The sequence below is a fragment of the Stenotrophomonas sp. YJH_SMC_122 genome, from assembly GCF_059369535.1.
In genome coordinates this window covers 287,618-304,604 of the sequence record NZ_JCAFST010000004.1, presented here as the reverse complement: position 1 = coordinate 304,604, position 16,987 = coordinate 287,618, and the positions used below count along the sequence as shown (strand labels likewise).

General features: G+C 67.0%; 12 protein-coding genes. 5 read left to right on the top strand and 7 right to left on the bottom strand.

The annotated features are described in order from the left end of the window. Positions 1-633: 633 nt before the first annotated feature. From AC5P66_RS08380 to lpdA, 5 genes are all read left to right on the top strand, one after another. Complete coding sequence (locus tag AC5P66_RS08380) at positions 634-2,049, top strand: ribosomal protein uL16 3-hydroxylase (RefSeq protein WP_495216186.1); 1,416 nt, start codon at positions 634-636, stop codon at positions 2,047-2,049. Between the two features lie 8 nt (positions 2,050-2,057). Continuing rightward, positions 2,058-2,954, top strand: coding sequence for a GNAT family N-acetyltransferase (locus AC5P66_RS08375; protein ID WP_099495352.1), 897 nt, complete (start codon positions 2,058-2,060; stop codon positions 2,952-2,954). 186 nt (positions 2,955-3,140) lie between these two features. Beyond that, complete coding sequence (locus tag AC5P66_RS08370; protein ID WP_134709685.1) at positions 3,141-5,972, top strand: 2-oxoglutarate dehydrogenase E1 component; 2,832 nt, start codon at positions 3,141-3,143, stop codon at positions 5,970-5,972. Between the two features lie 40 nt (positions 5,973-6,012). Further along, positions 6,013-7,212, top strand: coding sequence for a dihydrolipoyllysine-residue succinyltransferase (gene sucB / locus AC5P66_RS08365; RefSeq protein WP_019660411.1), 1,200 nt, complete (start codon positions 6,013-6,015; stop codon positions 7,210-7,212). 63 nt (positions 7,213-7,275) lie between these two features. Then, positions 7,276-8,712: a dihydrolipoyl dehydrogenase gene (lpdA, locus tag AC5P66_RS08360; RefSeq protein ID WP_005417523.1), complete on the top strand. Its 1,437-nt coding sequence runs from the start codon at positions 7,276-7,278 to the stop codon at positions 8,710-8,712. Positions 8,713-8,854: 142 nt separating this feature from the next. Here the strand turns inward: lpdA and AC5P66_RS08355 are convergent, their stop codons facing one another. The 7 genes from AC5P66_RS08355 to AC5P66_RS08325 form a co-directional block, all read right to left on the bottom strand. Further along, positions 8,855-9,112, bottom strand: coding sequence for a hypothetical protein (locus tag AC5P66_RS08355; RefSeq protein ID WP_495216185.1), 258 nt, complete (start codon positions 9,110-9,112; stop codon positions 8,855-8,857). Further along, positions 9,109-9,321, bottom strand: coding sequence for a hypothetical protein (locus tag AC5P66_RS08350; protein ID WP_099485325.1), 213 nt, complete (start codon positions 9,319-9,321; stop codon positions 9,109-9,111). The genes AC5P66_RS08355 and AC5P66_RS08350 overlap by 4 nt, the downstream gene beginning before the upstream one ends. A 246-nt stretch (positions 9,322-9,567) precedes the next feature. Next, entirely contained in the window at positions 9,568-10,998 is a 1,431-nt protein-coding gene (locus AC5P66_RS08345) for a replicative DNA helicase (protein WP_099495354.1), read from the bottom strand. A gap of 295 nt (positions 10,999-11,293) precedes the next feature. Continuing rightward, entirely contained in the window at positions 11,294-11,854 is a 561-nt protein-coding gene (locus AC5P66_RS08340) for an NADPH-dependent FMN reductase (RefSeq protein WP_099495355.1), read from the bottom strand. A gap of 66 nt (positions 11,855-11,920) precedes the next feature. Beyond that, the gene (gene asnB, locus AC5P66_RS08335) at positions 11,921-13,864 is read right to left on the bottom strand and encodes an asparagine synthase (glutamine-hydrolyzing) (protein WP_049438114.1); all 1,944 of its coding nucleotides are present in this window, start codon (positions 13,862-13,864) and stop codon (positions 11,921-11,923) included. Positions 13,865-13,867: 3 nt separating this feature from the next. Then, positions 13,868-16,147 (bottom strand): transketolase C-terminal domain-containing protein, encoded by a 2,280-nt coding sequence (locus AC5P66_RS08330; protein ID WP_495216184.1) that lies wholly within the window; start codon positions 16,145-16,147, stop codon positions 13,868-13,870. Positions 16,148-16,208: 61 nt separating this feature from the next. Next, on the bottom strand, positions 16,209-16,865 hold the full coding sequence (locus AC5P66_RS08325) for a glutathione S-transferase family protein (protein WP_495216183.1): 657 nt from the start codon (positions 16,863-16,865) through the stop codon (positions 16,209-16,211). Positions 16,866-16,987: the final 122 nt, after the last annotated feature.

The following is a 16,987-nucleotide window of genomic DNA, read 5'->3' as shown; positions in this document are numbered from 1 at the left end:
CGGCCCGAGCGACTCGGCCAACTCCACGGCTTGGTGCTTGAACTCATCGGTGTAGCTACGACGGGTGATACGGGACATAAGGGGCCTCCAAGTGCGATCAAAGTATCGCTTCTTGGCGTCCGCTGACGGGGGGCCAGATCAAACGGTCCCGCTGGCCCCTCCCGCCCCACCTCTGACAGATTCCCGGTGACGGATCGAAGAGCGTGGGGTTGTCGGGACGGAATTTGAAAGAGGGACGCGGCTTCGCCGCGTCCCTCTTTTGCTTTGGCATGAGCAAGCGCAGCGCGCGACCCGCTGTTGCCTTTGATCTTCTTCTTCCATTCCGTGGCGGGCCACGCAGGAAACTGCCAGGGGCCGGGCGGGGTGGGTTCGCGGGACCGTTGGCGCCATGGATGGCGCCATCGAGCCCCCATGGATGGGTTTACGGCGTGTCCCGCGAACCCACCCCGCCCGGCCCAGCCCATGAAGCCAGCGCTTTGCGCGACCAACCACCCCGCCACGAGGGTCTCCGCCGTTGGCCGGACACCCCGCGACAAACCACCGCACGTGCGCAATCCCGACGAACGGCGGACAATGGAAGCCTTGGCGGCCCGCCACGCCGCCCCTCCCGCTTTCCGCTGCAAGGATTCCCCCATGGCCGCCCGCAAGTCCCCTGCCCCCCTGATCGAAGTCACCGCCCGCCCCGGCCAGCCCCTGGGCATGGCGCCGGCCACCTTCCTGCGCGACTTCTGGCAGAAACGCCCGCTGCTGATCCGCAACGCCTTCCCCAATTTCCAGACCCCGGTACAGCCGGAAGACCTGGCCGGGCTGGCCTGCGAGGAAGGCGTACTGGCGCGCCTGATCGAGCACGACAAGGCCCGGGACGGCTGGCGCGTGCGCACCGGTCCGTTCCAGGAAGACGTGTTCCCCGCCCTGCCCGACCACGACTGGACCCTGCTGGTGCAGGACGTGGACAAGTGGGACCCGGACGTGCGCGCCCTGATCGAGCACTTCAGCTTCCTGCCGCGCTGGCGCATGGATGACGTGATGATCAGCTTTGCCGCCACCGGCGGCTCGGTCGGCGCCCACGTCGACCAGTACGACGTGTTCCTGCTGCAGGCCCATGGCCACCGCCGCTGGCAGATCGACGCCAGCGAATCGATCAAGGGCAAGCAGCCGCCGCTGGGCTTCCGCCCGGACGTGGAGCTGAAGCTGCTGAAGGTGTTCAAGCCCACCCACGACTGGGTGCTGGCGCCGGGCGACATGCTGTACCTGCCGCCGAACGTGCCGCACCACGGCGTCGCCGAAGACCCCTGCCTGACCTTCTCGTTCGGCATGCGCGCGCCGTCCTCGGCCGAACTGATCAGCGATTACCTGGACACCCTGATCGCCGATGCCGACGAGAACATCCGCTACCAGGATGCCGACCTCAAGGTGCCGGCCGACCCGAACGAAATCGACACGGTGGCGATGGCGCGGGTGATCACCGCGCTCAACGCCATCCGCATGAACGACCCGGACAAGCTGGGTGACTGGTTCGGTCGCTTCATCACCACCTACCGCGCCGCCGGCGAGGTGATGGCCCACCAGGCCGCACCGGCACCAGAGGAAGTGGTCCAGGCGCTGGCCTCCGGCCTGCTGCTGCAGCGCCACCCGTGGGCACGCCTGGCCTGGCGCCGGGCCAAGCGCGGTGCCAGCCTGTACGTCAGCGGCCAGGACTTCGCGTTGCCGGTGAAGGACGCCCAGCGTCTGGCCGCTGCCGAACAGCTCGATGCCACCGCCTACCGTGGCCTGTCCGACAAGGGCCGCGCCGTGCTCCAGCAGCTGCTGGTCGGCGGCGTGTTCCAGCTGATCGACCCGGATGAGGTGTACGAGGCCGAAGACGAGGAAGACGGCGAGGATGCCGTGGTGCTCGGCGAGGTCGTTGAAGGCCGTGACCGGGTGGATGCGATCGACGCCGACGCGGTGTCCGACGATGTCCACTCCGTGACCGTGCACGACGACGGCATCGAGGTCATCGTCAACTTCGAGGATCACGACGAAGACGACAGCGACGACGGTCGCGCCTGAGCCTCACCATGATCCGGGTCCAGCAGGTCAGCCACGCCGACGCCCACGTTGCCATCCACGACGTGCGCCAACGCGTGTTCGTGCAGGAACAGGGCATCGCTGCGGAACTGGAACGCGATGCGCTGGACCCGGTCAGCGCCCATGTGCTGGCGCTGGACAGTGACAACCAGCCGGTCGGCACCGGCCGCCTGGCCCCGGACGGCCGCATCGGCCGTATGGCCGTGCTGGCCAGCCATCGCAGCCACGGGGTCGGTGAGGCCTTGCTAGGGGCACTGGTCGAGGCCGGGCGCAGGCTCGGCCTGGCCGAACTGCACCTGCACGCCCAGCTGCCCGCCCGTGATTTCTATGCCCGCCAGGGCTTCCTGCCGGAAGGCGAGGTGTTCGAGGAGGCCGGCATCGGCCACCAGCAGATGCGCCGCCGGCTGGGCGCGGCCAGCGCGATCGACCGCCGCGCCGAAGCGGTGGCCATCACCACGGCCATCGTCCACCGCGCCCGCCGCCAGTTGTGGCTGCACAGCCGCCAGCTGGACCCGGGGCTGCTCGACGCGCCGCCGGTGCAGGCCGCCCTGCGCCGCTTCGTCACCGCCCGCCATGACAAGCAGCTGCGGGTGATCGTGCACGATGCCGCTGCGATCGCCTCTGCCGGGGCGCCGCTGCTGGCGCTGGCCCAGCGCCTGCCAAGCGTGATCCAGTTCCGCGAGGTCAGCGATCCGGTCGACCGCGCGCTGGCCTCGGCCTGCCTGCTCAACGATGCGGGCGACTTCTACTTTCGTCTGATCGGCCATCGCCTCGACGGCGAGGCCGGCATCGCGCTGCCGGCACGTTCGCAGCCGTTCGAGCAGCAATTGCAGCGCGTCTGGGACCGTTCGCGCGATTGCAGCGAACTGCGCGTCCTCGGCATCTGAGCCGGCACCGCTGACCCAACCTGTCTGGAACCGGCACCAGCGGACGCGGGATACCTGTGGTGGTGCCCCTTCGTGTCCCGTTGGGGGTACAATTTGGCTGTTTGAACGCGCCCGCGCAGGGCTATTCATCTTCCTGCCGGGTCCTTCTGAAGCCATACCCCACAAAGCGAATCAACACCCTCCATCGTGGACAATCAACTGAAGCAGTTTGCGCAATCTTCGCAACTCGCCGGCGGCAACGCCTCCTATGTCGAGGACCTGTACGAGCAGTACCTGGTCTCCCCGGATAGTGTCGATCCCAAATGGAAAACCTACTTCGACGGCTTCAAGGGCCGCGAAGCAGGTGACATTCCGCACTCGGCCGTCATCTCCCACATCGCGGACGCGGCCAAGGATGCGCTGAAAGCTGGCACCGGCACCGGTGCGGGCGACGAGCGCGAGCGCAATGTCGGTCGTCTGATCACCGCCTACCGCTCGCGCGGCCACCTGGACGCCCGCCTCGATCCGCTGGGCCTGGCCGCGCCGGTCAACACGCCCGACCTGGGCCTGCCGTTCCACAGCCTGTCCGATGCCGATCTCAACAGCGAGTTCAGCACCGGTGGCGTCGGCGGCCAGCCGCGCATGAAGCTGCGCGACCTGCTCGCACGCCTGAAGGCGACCTACACCGGCTCGATCGGTGCGGAGTTCATGCACATCTCCGAGGTCGAGCAACGCCAGTGGATCTACAAGAAGCTGGAAGCGGCTGGTGGCAACTACCAGCTGGACGCTGACACCCAGCGCCGCACCCTGGAGCGCCTGACCGCGGCCGAAGGCCTGGAGCGCTACCTGCACACCAAGTACGTCGGCCAGAAGCGCTTCTCGCTGGAAGGCGGCGACTCGCTGATCCCGATGATGGACACCATCATCCGCAGCGCCGGCAAGGATGGCGTCAAGGACGTGGTGATCGGCATGGCCCACCGCGGCCGCCTGAACGTGCTGGTCAACACCCTGGGCAAGAACCCCCGCAAGCTGTTCGACGAGTTCGAAGGCAAGTTCGAACACGACGAGCACGCTTCGGCCGGCGACGTGAAGTACCACATGGGCTTCTCCGCCGACGTGGCTACCGACGGTGGCCCGGTGCACCTGGCACTGGCGTTCAACCCGTCGCACCTGGAAATCGCCGACCCGGTCGTGGCCGGTTCCGTGCGTTCGCGCCAGGAGCGCCGCAAGGACACCGCACGCAAGCAGGTCATGCCGATCCTGATCCACGGCGACGCGGCCTTCTCCGGCCAGGGCGTGGTCATGGAGCTGTTCCAGATGTCGCAGGCCCGCGGCTTCGCCGTCGGCGGCACCGTGCACATCGTGGTCAACAACCAGGTCGGCTTCACCACCTCCAACCCGCTGGATACGCGCTCCACGCGCTATGCCACCGACGTGGCGAAGATGATCGCCGCCCCGGTGCTGCACGTGAACGGCGATGATCCGGAAGCCGTCGTGTTCGCCGCGCAGCTGGCCTTCGAGTTCCGCCAGAAGTTCGCCAAGGACGTGGTCATCGACCTGATGTGCTACCGCCGTTGGGGCCACAACGAGGCCGACGAGCCGGCGATCACCCAGCCGCTGATGTACCAGGTGATCCGCAAGCACCCGACCACCCGCGAGATGTACGCCGAGCAGCTGGAAAAGGCGGGCGTGATCGCCGCCGGTGCCGGCAAGGCGATGGTCGATGCCTACCGCGAGAAGCTCGATGCCGGTGAAGTGACCACCGAGCTGGCCAAGGTCGAGAAGACTCCGCCGAGCAGCCCGCTGTTCGTCGATTGGCCGAAGCTGCTGGAAGGCAAGCTGTCCGACCCGGTCTCGACCAAGGTCGAGAAGAACAAGCTGGTCGAGCTGGCCAGGCTGATCAACACCATCCCGGACGAAGTGCAGCTGCACTCGCGCGTGGCCAAGGTCTATGACGACCGCCGCAAGATGGCCGCCGGCGAGATTCCGGGCGACTGGGGCTTTGCCGAGAACCTGGCCTACGCCACCCTGCTCGACGAAGGCCATGCGCTGCGCCTGGTCGGCCAGGACGTCGGCCGCGGTACGTTCACGCACCGCCACGCGATCCTGCACGACCAGAAGACCGACAACTACTACATGCCGCTGCGGCAGCTGGTGGATTCGCCGGAAAAGGCCACCGTCATCGATTCGCTGCTGAGCGAAGAAGCGGTGATGGCCTACGAGTACGGTTTCTCCACCACCGATCCGAACACGCTGTGCATCTGGGAAGGCCAGTTCGGCGACTTCGCCAACGGTGCCCAGGTGGTGATCGACCAGTTCATCGCCGCCGGTGAAGCCAAGTGGGGCCGCATTTCCGGCCTGACCCTGCTGCTGCCGCACGGCTACGAAGGACAAGGCCCGGAACACAGCTCGGCGCGCCTGGAGCGCTTCCTGCAGCTGTGCGCCCTGGAGAACATGCTGGTTGTCGTGCCGTCGACCCCGGCGCAGGCCTTCCACATGCTGCGTCGCCAGCTGCACATGACCACCCGCAAGCCGCTGGTGGTGATGTCGCCGAAGTCGCTGCTGCGCCACAAGCTGGCCGTGTCGACCCTGGACGAGCTGGCCAACGGCGAGTTCCAGCACCTGATCGGCGACGCCAATGCCGATGCCAAGAAGGTCAAGCGCGTGGTGCTGTGCTCGGGCAAGGTCTACTACGACCTGCTGGAAGACCAGGCCAAGCGTGGCCAGGACGACGTGGCGATCATCCGCGTGGAGCAGCTGTATCCGTTCCCGCGTGCGCTGCTGGCGGCCGAACTGAAGAAGTACGGCAAGGCCACCGACGTGGTGTGGACGCAGGAAGAACCGCAGAACCAGGGCGCGTGGTACCAGATCCGCCACCACCTGCAGTTCTGCCTGGCCGATGGCCAGAACCTGCACTACGCCGGTCGCGCACGTTCGGCGTCGCCGGCTGCCGGTCACATGGCTGACCACGTCCGCGAGCAGCAGCAGCTGATTGCCGACGCACTGGTCAACCCGTTCAACGACACGTTCGCTGAATAATCCTCCCCCTATTTAGAAGACAAACCAGGAAGCTCCCGCAATGGCCACCGAAGTCAAAGCCCCGGTACTGCCCGAATCCGTCGCCGACGGCACCATCGCCACCTGGCACAAGAAGGTGGGCGACGCCGTCAAGCGCGACGAAAACCTGCTTGACCTGGAAACCGACAAGGTCGTGCTGGAAGTGCCGTCGCCGGTTGACGGCGTGCTGAAGGAAATCAAGTTCAAGGAAGGCGATACCGTGACCTCCAGCCAGGTCGTGGCGATCATCGAAGAAGGCGCCGTGGCTGCGGCTCCGGCCCCGGCCGCTGAAGAGAAGAAGGCTGAAGCCGCACCGGCCGCCGCTGCTCCGGCCGCTGCCGCTGCGCCGGCCCCGGCTGCCAAGTCGGCCGCCGACGCGCTGCCGCCGGGCGCCCGCTTCACCGCCATCACCGAAGGCGTGAACCCGGCCGACGTCGACGGCACCGGCCGTCGTGGCGCGGTGACCAAGGAAGACATCGTCAACTTCGCCCGCAACGGCGGCGCCGGCAAGGCCGGTGGCGCGCGTCCGGAAGAACGCGTGCCGATGACCCGCATCCGCAAGCGCATCGCCGAGCGCCTGATGGAGTCGAAGAACTCCACCGCCATGCTGACCACCTTCAACGAAGTCGACCTGTCCAAGGTGTCGGCGGCGCGCAAGGAGCTGCAGGACGAGTTCGTCAAGGCACACGGCATCAAGCTGGGCTTCATGAGCTTCTTCGTGAAGGCCGCTGCCAACGCACTGCAGCGCTTCCCGCTGGTCAACGCCTCGATCGACGGCGACGACATCATCTACCACGGCTACTCGGACATCTCGATCGCCGTGTCGACCGAGAAGGGCCTGGTCACACCGGTCCTGCGCAACGTCGAGCGCATGTCGTTCGCCGACATCGAGAAGACCATCGCCGACTACGCCAAGAAGGCACGTGACGGCAAGCTGGGCCTGGAAGAACTGCAGGGCGGCACCTTCACCGTGACCAACGGCGGCACCTTCGGTTCGCTGCTGTCGACCCCGATCATCAACCCGCCGCAGAGCGCCATCCTGGGCATGCACGCCATCAAGGAGCGTCCGATCGCCCAGAACGGCCAGGTCGTGATCGCGCCGATGATGTACCTGGCGCTGTCCTACGACCATCGCATCATCGACGGCAAGGACTCGGTGCAGTTCCTGGTGGACATCAAGAACCAGCTGGAAAACCCGGGCCGCATGCTGTTCGGCCTGTAAGAAACCTCCCGCCCCTCCGCGCCTGCGCGGAGGGGTTCTGGTAATGCATCAAGGAATAATTCAATGGCTGAACAATTCGACGTCGTCGTCATCGGTGCCGGCCCGGCCGGTTACCACGCTGCCATCCGCGCGGCCCAGCTGGGCCTGAAGACCGCCTGCATCGACGCAGCGCTGGGCAAGGACGGCAAGCCGGCCCTCGGCGGCACCTGCCTGCGCGTGGGCTGCATCCCGTCCAAGGCGCTGCTGGATTCCTCGCGCCAGTTCTGGAACATGGGCCACATCTTTGGCGACCACGGCATCAGCTTCAAGGATGCCAAGATCGACGTCGAGGCGATGATTGGCCGCAAGGACAAGATCGTCAAGCAGTTCACCGGCGGCATCGGCATGCTGTTCAAGGCCAACAAGGTCGCCGCCTACTACGGCTTCGGCCAGCTGCAGCCGGGCAACGTGGTCAAGGTGAAGCAGCACGACGGTTCGGAAGTCGAGCTGAAGGGCACCAACGTCATCATCGCGGCCGGTTCGGATTCGATCGAACTGCCGTTCGCCAAGTTCGACGGCGAGACCATCGTCGACAACGTCGGCGGCCTGGACTTCACCGAAGTGCCGAACCGCCTGGCGGTGATCGGTGCCGGCGTGATCGGCCTGGAACTGGGCAGCGTGTGGAAGCGCCTGGGCGCTGAAGTCACCATCCTTGAGGCCATGCCGGAGTTCCTGGCGGCTGCCGACGCCGAAGTGGCCAAGGCCGCTGCCAAGGAATTCAAGAAGCAGGGCCTGGACATCAAGCTCAATGCCAAGGTCTCCAAGACCGAGATCACCGGCAAGGGCAAGAAGAAGGAAGTCATCGTCACCTACACCGACGCGGAAGGCGAAAAGACCCTGACCGTGGACAAGCTGCTGGTGGCCGTCGGCCGTCGCGCCGCCACCAAGGGCCTGCTGGCCGAAGGCACCGGCGTCAAGGTCAACGAGCGTGGTCAGATCGAAGTCGATGCGCACTGCCACACCGGCGTCAACGGCGTGTGGGCGGTCGGCGACTGCGTGCGCGGCCCGATGCTGGCGCACAAGGGCTTCGAGGAAGGCATCGCGGTGGCTGAGCTGATCGCCGGCCTGCCGGGCCACGTCAACTTCGACACCATCCCGTGGGTCATCTACACCGAGCCGGAACTGGCGTGGGTCGGCAAGACCGAAGCCCAGCTGAAGGCCGAAGGCATTCCGTACAAGGCCGGCAGCTTCCCGTTCGCCGCCAACGGCCGTGCCGTGGCGATGATCGAGCCGGCCGGCTTCGTGAAGATCCTGGCCCATGCCGAAACCGATCGCATCCTCGGCATGCACCTGGTTGGCGCCAACGTCTCCGAACTGGTGCACGAAGGCGTGCTGACCATGGAGTTCAGCGGCTCGGCCGATGACCTGGCCCGCATCTGCCACGCCCACCCGTCGCTGTCGGAAGTGATCCACGACGCAGCGATGGCGGTCAGCAAGCGCGCCATCCACAAGGCAAACTGATCGTTCGGTAGTGCCGGCCGCTGGCCGGCATCACCCGGATATGAAAAACCCCGCCTCGGCGGGGTTTTTTGTCGCTCATTTCCCTGTAGCGCCGGGCCCACGCTCGGCTGCCCTGCAAAGGCCGCCGAGCATGGGCTCGGCGCTACACCTTTCCAGCAGGCTTCTTCGGTGGATCCTCACAGACCCTGTGGTGCACCACCGTATCGCCGACCTTCCATTCCTTCGTGACCCGGCAGCGCTCCCTGGCCTCGGGTACCGCCAGAGGCTTCGCCCCAGCAGCATTCGCTTCGTCGGCACCGGCTGCCTGCTGGCGCTCCAGCCACACCGAAGGGGGTGCCGGAGGTGCGGCCAGCACCGGACCCGCCAACAGGGCCAGACCGACCAGCACCACCGCCCTCATGCGGGCACCACCCGGCCACCAAGCAGGCGCGCGGGCAGCATGAACAGCGCGCGCAGGAACGCGAACAGCGCCGAGAAGGTGATGCCGACCAGTCGGAACGGCAGGCTCAGCAGCCACACGAACGGCCAGGCGATCACGGCGAGGATCGCCAGCGGCCAGCACAGTACGAACAGCAGGCACCACACACCGAGCGCGAACAGGGTCTTCATCACGGTCTCCTTGGGGCGGCACCCTGCCGCCTGCGGACACCTTGGCGCCCTGCCCTGGCGCCGGCAAACGGTTTGCGACGAAACCGGGCTGGGGGCGATGAAACCGATCCAGCGCAGTGCAACGCCAAGCCCGCGCCCGGCTGCGCTTCGTGGCGACCGCATGGAACCCGCGCTGACAGCGGCTCCTGCCGGTGCCTTGGGCTCTACAGCGCCCGAGCGTGGTTGCCGGCCAGGCCGGCATGACCACTATTCGAACGAACCGACCGAATCGTGGGCCAGGTTGTCGAAGCGGGTGTACTCACCGAAGAACTTCAGTTTGCACGAGCCGGTCGGGCCACCACGGTGCTTGCCGATGATGATTTCGGCCAGGCCCTTGTCCGGCGAGTTTTCCTTGTTGTAGTAGTCGTCGCGGTAGATGAACACGATCATGTCCGCGTCCTGCTCGATTGCGCCCGATTCGCGAAGATCGGCCATCACCGGGCGCTTGTCGGTACGCGTTTCCAGCGAGCGGTTGAGCTGCGACAGCGCGATCACCGGCACGTTCAGTTCCTTGGCCAGTCCCTTCAGCGAACGCGAGATTTCCGAGATTTCGGTCGCGCGGTTCTCGCTGTTGCCCGGCACGCTCATCAGCTGCAGGTAGTCGATCACCACCAGACCCAGGTCATGCTCGCGCTTGAGGCGGCGGCACTTGGAACGCAGCACTTCAGGCGACACGCCCGGCGTGTCGTCGATGAAGATCTTGGTTTCCTTCAGCATCTTGATCGCGCTGGTGACGCGGCTCCAGTCCTCGTCTTCCAGCTGGCCGGTGCGCAGGCGCTGCGCGTTGATGCGGCCGTTGGAGGAAATCAGGCGCATCGCCAGCTGCGATGCCGACATTTCCATCGAGAACACCGCCACGCCCTTCTTCGACTTGATCGCCGCGTACTCGGCGATGTTCAGCGCGAAGGTGGTCTTGCCCATTGCCGGGCGCGCCGCGAGGATGATCAGGTCGGTCGGCTGCAGGCCGGCGGTCATCGCATCGAAATCGGTGTAGCCGGTCGGCAGGCCGGTGATGTTGCCGCCGTTCTCGAAGCGGTTGCGCAGTTCCTCGAACGCATCCTTCAGCGCACCGGGCATGGCCACAAAATCGGTACGGCCACGCGCGCCCTGTTCGGCAATGGCAAATACGCTCTTTTCCGCCGAGGCCAGCAGCTCGCTGCTGTCGCGCCCCTCCGGCTGGAAGCCGTCGTTGACGATGTCGGTGCCGACCTGGATCAGCTGCCGCAGCACCGCCTTGTCGCGCACGATCTCGGCGTAGGCCACGATGTTGGCAGCTGACGGCGTGGTACTGGCCAGTTCGATCAGGTAGGCGCCGTCACCCACCAGTTCCATCTTGCCCTGCGATTCGAACCACTCGCCCAGCGTCACCGCATCGAACGGCCGTTCGCGCTCGGACAGCTCGCGGATCGCACGATAGATCATCTGGTGATCGCGACGATAGAAGTCGCTTTCGGTCAGCTGGTCGTTGACACGGTCATACGCCTCGGGCGCCAGCATCAGGCCACCCAGTACCGCCTGCTCGGCTTCCACCGAATGGGGCGGTACCCGCAACTGGTCGATGCGCGACTCGTCGCGATCGCGATCGAAGCCATCACCGCGCTCTCTGCGGTTGGAACGGAAGCCGGGACGAGCGGACATGCTGCGGTGTTTCCTGCAAAAGTGGGCCAGACGAGTGTAGGCATGTGCCGGCCCCGGCAGCCATGGACAAGCCTGTGGATAAGCCGTGGGAAAACGGGGGATATCCGCCGGTACCTGGCCAGACTGGCGTGAGAGCGTCGCACTGCCTGCGACGGGCGCCATTGCGGCGCCCGAGCGGGACATTATCGCAGATCAACGCCCCGGGGTCGGAGCCCGTCACTGCGCGCCGGGATCCGACCCTGGGCACGATTTGGGTCGGAGCCCCTGCGACGCAGGGGCTCTGACCCCGCAGGCGTCAATCGCCCTTGACGTGCACTGAGATCAACGCCAGGAACCGGTCCACGTAGCCCTGCAGGAACTTCTGCGTGCCTTCGTTGTGGATCGTGCCATCGGCATCGATCAGGCCGTCCTTGAAGTGGATGAATGCCTCGGGCTGGCCCAGCACATGCATGTCCAGGAAGGCCAGGCTGTTGCGCAGGTGCTGCTGGGCCACGGCGGTACCGATCTGGCCGATGGAGGCGCCGATCACCGCCGCCGGCTTGCCGGCAAACGCACTGTCACCGTACGGGCGCGATCCAATATCAATGGCGTTCTTGAGCACGCCGGGCACCGACCGGTTGTACTCGGGTGTCACGAACAGCACCGCGTCGGCGCCGCGCACCTGGTCCTTCAGCCGGGTGCCCTGCGGCGGATAATCGGCGTCGAAATCCTGGTCGTACAATGGCAGATCGCCGATCTGCACGTACTGGAAGCGCGCACGATCACCGGCGAGCTTCTCCAGCGCATGGGCCAGCTTGCGGTTGCAGGAATCCTTGCGCAGGCTGCCAACGAACACGGCGATGGTGCGGACGGACATCGGGACATACTCCTCACGGTGCGGGAGGCCCAGCCTAGTCGCCAGGCCCGTGCCATCCGGTGAAGATCAGCCGCCGGTCACGCCGGTCCGCGCCTGCCGCCAATGCGCCTGCCAGGCCTGGAACATCAGCACGTTCCACAGGTGGGTATGCCACTTGCGCTGCCCCCCCAGGAACTGCTGCCACAGCGGCTGCACCGCCGCCGCCGACAGCACGCCCTCACGCTCCAGCCGCGCCGGCTGCAGCAGGTCCTCGGCCCAGGGCCGCAGGTCGCCTTTCAGCCAGTCGCTGACCGGTGCGCCGAAACCGCGCTTGGGACGGTGCACCATCGAATGCGGCACGTAACGGCCCAGCACGCGCTTGAGCAGCACCTTGCTGGTCGTCTCACTGCGCTTGAAGCCCAGCGGCAGTGACCAGGCGAACTCGGCCACGCGCCAGTCCAGCAATGGCGCGCGCGCCTCCAGGCTGACCGCCATCGAGGTCCGGTCGACCTTGCACAACAGGTCATCGGGCAGGTAGGTCACGAAATCGGCCAGCATCATCGCGTCGGCCGGTGTCCCCGCGCCATGCAGCGGATCGGCCAGGTCGTAGAAGCTGCCGGCCGCCTGCGCACCGGGCACCGCCGCGGCGGGGTCGCGCCAGCGCGAGATGCGGTTGCGGTAGACGTCGCCGATGCCACGTGCGCCTGTCTCGGCCAGCAGCGCCGCCAGGCCACCGGTCCGCGAGGCCTCGCCCTGCTGCTGCGAGCGTGCGCCCATCCAGCGCCGCAGCGGCCCCGGTACGCGTCCGAGCATCTGCCAGTTTCGCAGCGCGCGTACATACCGGGTGTAGCCGAAGAACAGCTCATCGCCACCGTCGCCGGACAGCGCGACGGTCACGCCCTGCCGTGCCAGCCGTGCGACCAGCGCGGTCGGCACCTGCGACGCATCGGCAAAAGGCTCATCGAACATCGCCGGCAACTGCGGCACCACCGCCAGCGCGTCGGCGCCGCTGACATACAACTCGGTGTGATCACAGCCCAGGTGAGCCGCTAGCTCCCTGGCCAGCGGTGCTTCGTCATGTCCCGAGTCGGTGAAGCCGATGCTGAAACTATGCACCGGCTGCCCGCTCTGCGCCTGCATCAGCGCCGCCACCAGCGATGAGTCGGTGCCACCGGACAGGAACACGCCGACCGGCACGTCGGCCACCATGCGCAGCGCCACCGCATCGCGCAGCAGCGTGTCCAGCTGTTCCTCGGCCTCCTCGATGCGGCCCTGGAACGGGGCGGCCAACGCCGCCTGCATGCGTGCGCGCGCATCCCAGTACGGGCGCTGCGCCTGCTCCGGGCGGTGTGCCGCGGCGCCTGCGGCCACAGCCGCTGCATCCAGCCGCAGCACCCGGCCCGGCATCAGCTTGTAGCAGCGCTGGTGGATGCTGTGCGGCGCCGGGATGTAATCCAGCCGCAGCAGCAAGGTGAGCGCATCGCGGTCGATGTCGTTGTCGAACGCCGGGTGTTGCCAGAGCGCCTTCAGTTCCGAACCGAACACCAGCGTGTCGCCGGCCCAGCCGTAGTACAGCGGCTTCTTGCCGACGCGGTCGCGGGCCAGCCACAGGCAACGCTCCTGGCGGTCCCACAGCGCGATGGCGAACATGCCGTTGCAGCGCTGCAGGGTATCTTCCACGCCCCACTGCAGGATCGCCGCCAGCAGTACTTCGGTGTCGGAATGGCCGCGGAAGGTGTGCCCCAGCGGCTCCAGCTGTTCACGCAGGGCCGCGAAATTGTAGACCTCGCCGTTGTAGGCCATCACGTAGCGGCCGTCCGCCGAGGCCATCGGCTGGTGGCCCAGCGGGGACAGGTCGAGGATGCTCAGGCGCCGATGCGCCAGCGCGATGCCCGCCTCGGCATCGACCCAGCTGCCGCCATCATCCGGCCCGCGATGGTGCAGCGCCTGGCCCATGGCCAGCGCCTGCGCCTGCAGCGACTCGGCCGACGCCAGCGGCGCCGGCAACAACATTCCCGCCAATCCACACATGCATCAGGGTTCCTGCGCCAGGTCGAGGGCGGCGCCAATCACCGCATTGTCGCTTGGAAGGCCGAACATTGCTGCCCCCGCCAGTGGTGTGTACGTATCGGCACCACAGATCCGGCGCAACGGCAGATGGCCGAACCCGGCTTCGACCAGCGCGGTGACCACGCCCTCACCCACTCCGCCGCTGTGGCGGCCTTCGTCCAGCACCAGCACCCGCCGCGCGCCCGCGGCCTGGGCCGCGATGAAGCCGGCATCCAACGGTACCAGCCAGCGCAGGTCGACCACCCGTACCTGCCAGCCCAGCTGCTGCTCGATCGCCCGCGCCGCGCGCAACGCCATCGGCACGCCATTGCCATAGGTGTAGATCACCAGGTCTTCGGCCTCCGGTGCATAGACCCGTCCCTCGCCCGGCACCAGCGCCTGGCCCTGTGCCGGGTAGTCGAACAGCCACTGGCCATCCCCCGCTTCGTGCAGGTCCTTGTTCATGTACAACGCGATCGGCTCCAGGAACACCGCCACGCGCCCATCCACCCGCGCCAGTGCGGCCAGCGTGCGCAGCATCATCACCGCATCGTCGCCGCGCGAGGGGCAGCCGACCACAAGCCCGGGGATGTCGCGCAACGCGGTGATCGAGTTGTCGTTGTGGAAGTGCCCGCCGAAACCCTTCTGGTAGCCCAGCCCGGCCACCCGCACCAGCATCGGGTTGCGATACTGGTCGTTGGAGAAGAACTGCAGCGAACAGGCTTCACCACGCAGCTGGTCGATGGCGTTGTGCAGGTAGGCCAGGTACTGGATCTCCGGAATCGGCAGCATGCCCAGGTTGGCCAGACCCTGCGCCATCCCCAGGATCATGGTCTCGTCCAGCAGCGTGTTGAACACCCGGCGTGGGCCGAAGCGGCGCAGCAGATCCTTGGTGACGGTGTACACACCGCCCTTCTGAGCCACGTCCTCGCCGAACAGCAGGCTCTGCGGATACTTCGCAAGCAGTTCCAGCAGGCCGTGGTTGATCTGGATCGCGAGATGCCGTCGCACCTGTCGTTCCGGCAAGGCCTCGGCACCGCCATAGAGTGCCTCGCGCGCCTCGTCGGCGACCTCGCGCCGGGCTTCGGCCTGCACCGCCGCGGGCGTATAGGGTGCCAACGGCGCCATGACCTCCTGCAGCGACTGCAGCTTCGCACGGCCTTCGGCATCGGCAGCGGCGGCCATGCAGCGCGCGCGCATCGTCTCGTAGGCCACTTCGATGGCGGCTGCATCCATCCAGCCCGATTCCAGCGCGATCTGCGCCGAGCGCAACAGCGGATCCTGCGCCTCGGCCGCGCACAATTCCGGCAATGCACGCCATTCCACCTCGAAGTCGGTGCCGGCGTGGCCCATCAGGCGCGTGGTGCGCAGATGCAGGAAGGTCGGTCGCCGCGTCCGCCGGCAGTGGTCCACTGCGGCCTGCACCTGGGCGTGCCCGGTGGCCAGGTCGAGGCCATCGGCGTAGAAATAGTCCAGCCCCGGCTGGTGGCTGAAGCGCTCGGCAATCCAGCCGTCCGGCGTCTTCACCGAGATGCCCAGCCCGTTGTCCTCGCAGACGAACAGGATTGGCGCCGGCAGTTTCTGGTAGGCCGCCCACATCGCGGTGTTGAACGCCGTCTGCGCGGTAGCGTGATTGGCCGAGGCGTCGCCGAACGAGCACAGCACGATACTGTCGGCGGGAATCGGCAGCGCCTGCGCCAGTCGCTTGCCACTCTCGATGGCCAGTGCCGTGCCCAGCGCTTTGGGCAGGTGCGAGGCGATGGTCGAGGTCTGCGGCAATACCCACAATGGCTTGCTGCCCCACACTTTGTGCCGGCCACCACTGGCCGGGTCATCGGCGCTGGCGGCGAAGGAAAGCGCGGCATCGCGCAGCGCGTCGATGCCCGGCACCTGGCGCGAGCGCTCGACCATGAAGGCGCCGGAGCGATAGTGCAGGAATGCGGGGTCGGTATGCCGGCAGGCCCGCGCCAGCAGCGCGTTGCCTTCATGGCCGGACGACCCGATGGTATAGAAGACCTTGTTCTGCACGCGCAATACGCGCGCCATCAGGTCCAGCTGGCGGCTGGCCAGCTGCGAATCGAACAGCTCACCGAAGGCGGCAGCGCTGAGCGTGCTGCCCGGCAGGATCGGCGCGTCCGGCGCAGGACGTGCGCGCGGTGTGCCTCGCCAGCCACGCACCGCGTCGAGGAAATTGGCGTCGCACACTTCGGCGCGGTTGAGCACGCGCATGCGCGCAGGAATCGGATCTGGAACCACAGCAAACATCGAACACCCTCCGTGTCGTTGTTGCGTTCCACCCGGCAACGCCGGGCGCTACCCTGTGGGATCAGGCAGCCTCGAAGCGCGCGCGCACCTCGGCGGTCACCGCTGGCATCGCCACGAAGCGCGGCTGCGCGCGCACGCGCTGCAGCCAGGCGCGCACTTCCGGGAAGGGCGCCAGGCTGATGCCGCCCTCGCCTGCGACGTCGGTATAGGCGAACAGCACAATGTCGGCGATGCCGTATGCGCTGCCGGTGAACCACTGCGCTTCGCGCAGGTGCTGCTCCATCACCGCCAGCGCGGTGGCGGCGCGCTCGTGCAGGCGTGGCAGTTCAGCGCGGCGCGGTGAATCGGCCGGTGTCCAGCCGCGGATGAAGCGCGCTACCGCCACGCATGGCTCGTGCGTGTACTGCTCGAAGAACATCCAGCTCAAAGCCTGCGCGCGTTCCCAACCGTCGGTGGGCAGGTAGGGCGTCCCTTCGGCCAACCAGAACAGGATCGCATTGGATTCAGTCAACACGCGGCCATCGTCGCGGACGATCAACGGCACCTTGGCATTGGGATTGAGCGCGAGGAACTCGGCGGTGTGGGTCTGGCCATGGGCACTGTCCACTTCCACCCAGCGGTAGCGGCTGCCGAGCTGCTCCAGCAGCAGGCGGACCTTGTGGCAATTGCCGGACACCGACATGCCGTGCACCGTCAACGGGACGCGCTCTTCCACCATTGCCTGCTTCCTCGGATCCGGCCGGCGGCCAGCTGCACGCAGTCTGGCAAGCCCGCCGGTGAATGCCAAGCGCGGGTGCAGCATGGCAACACGGTAACGCTGGCCGCTGGCCGGCAATCGCA

Coding starts and splice junctions, on each gene's coding strand:
- AC5P66_RS08380 (WP_495216186.1), top strand. CDS start 634: ATGGCCGCCCGCAAGTCCCCTGCCCCCCTGATCGAAGTCACCGCCCGC.
- AC5P66_RS08375 (WP_099495352.1), top strand. CDS start 2,058: ATGATCCGGGTCCAGCAGGTCAGCCACGCCGACGCCCACGTTGCCATC.
- sucB (WP_019660411.1), top strand. CDS start 6,013: ATGGCCACCGAAGTCAAAGCCCCGGTACTGCCCGAATCCGTCGCCGAC.
- lpdA (WP_005417523.1), top strand. CDS start 7,276: ATGGCTGAACAATTCGACGTCGTCGTCATCGGTGCCGGCCCGGCCGGT.
- AC5P66_RS08355 (WP_495216185.1), bottom strand. CDS start 9,112: ATGAGGGCGGTGGTGCTGGTCGGTCTGGCCCTGTTGGCGGGTCCGGTG.
- AC5P66_RS08350 (WP_099485325.1), bottom strand. CDS start 9,321: ATGAAGACCCTGTTCGCGCTCGGTGTGTGGTGCCTGCTGTTCGTACTG.
- AC5P66_RS08345 (WP_099495354.1), bottom strand. CDS start 10,998: ATGTCCGCTCGTCCCGGCTTCCGTTCCAACCGCAGAGAGCGCGGTGAT.
- AC5P66_RS08340 (WP_099495355.1), bottom strand. CDS start 11,854: ATGTCCGTCCGCACCATCGCCGTGTTCGTTGGCAGCCTGCGCAAGGAT.
- asnB (WP_049438114.1), bottom strand. CDS start 13,864: ATGTGTGGATTGGCGGGAATGTTGTTGCCGGCGCCGCTGGCGTCGGCC.
- AC5P66_RS08330 (WP_495216184.1), bottom strand. CDS start 16,147: ATGTTTGCTGTGGTTCCAGATCCGATTCCTGCGCGCATGCGCGTGCTC.
- AC5P66_RS08325 (WP_495216183.1), bottom strand. CDS start 16,865: ATGGTGGAAGAGCGCGTCCCGTTGACGGTGCACGGCATGTCGGTGTCC.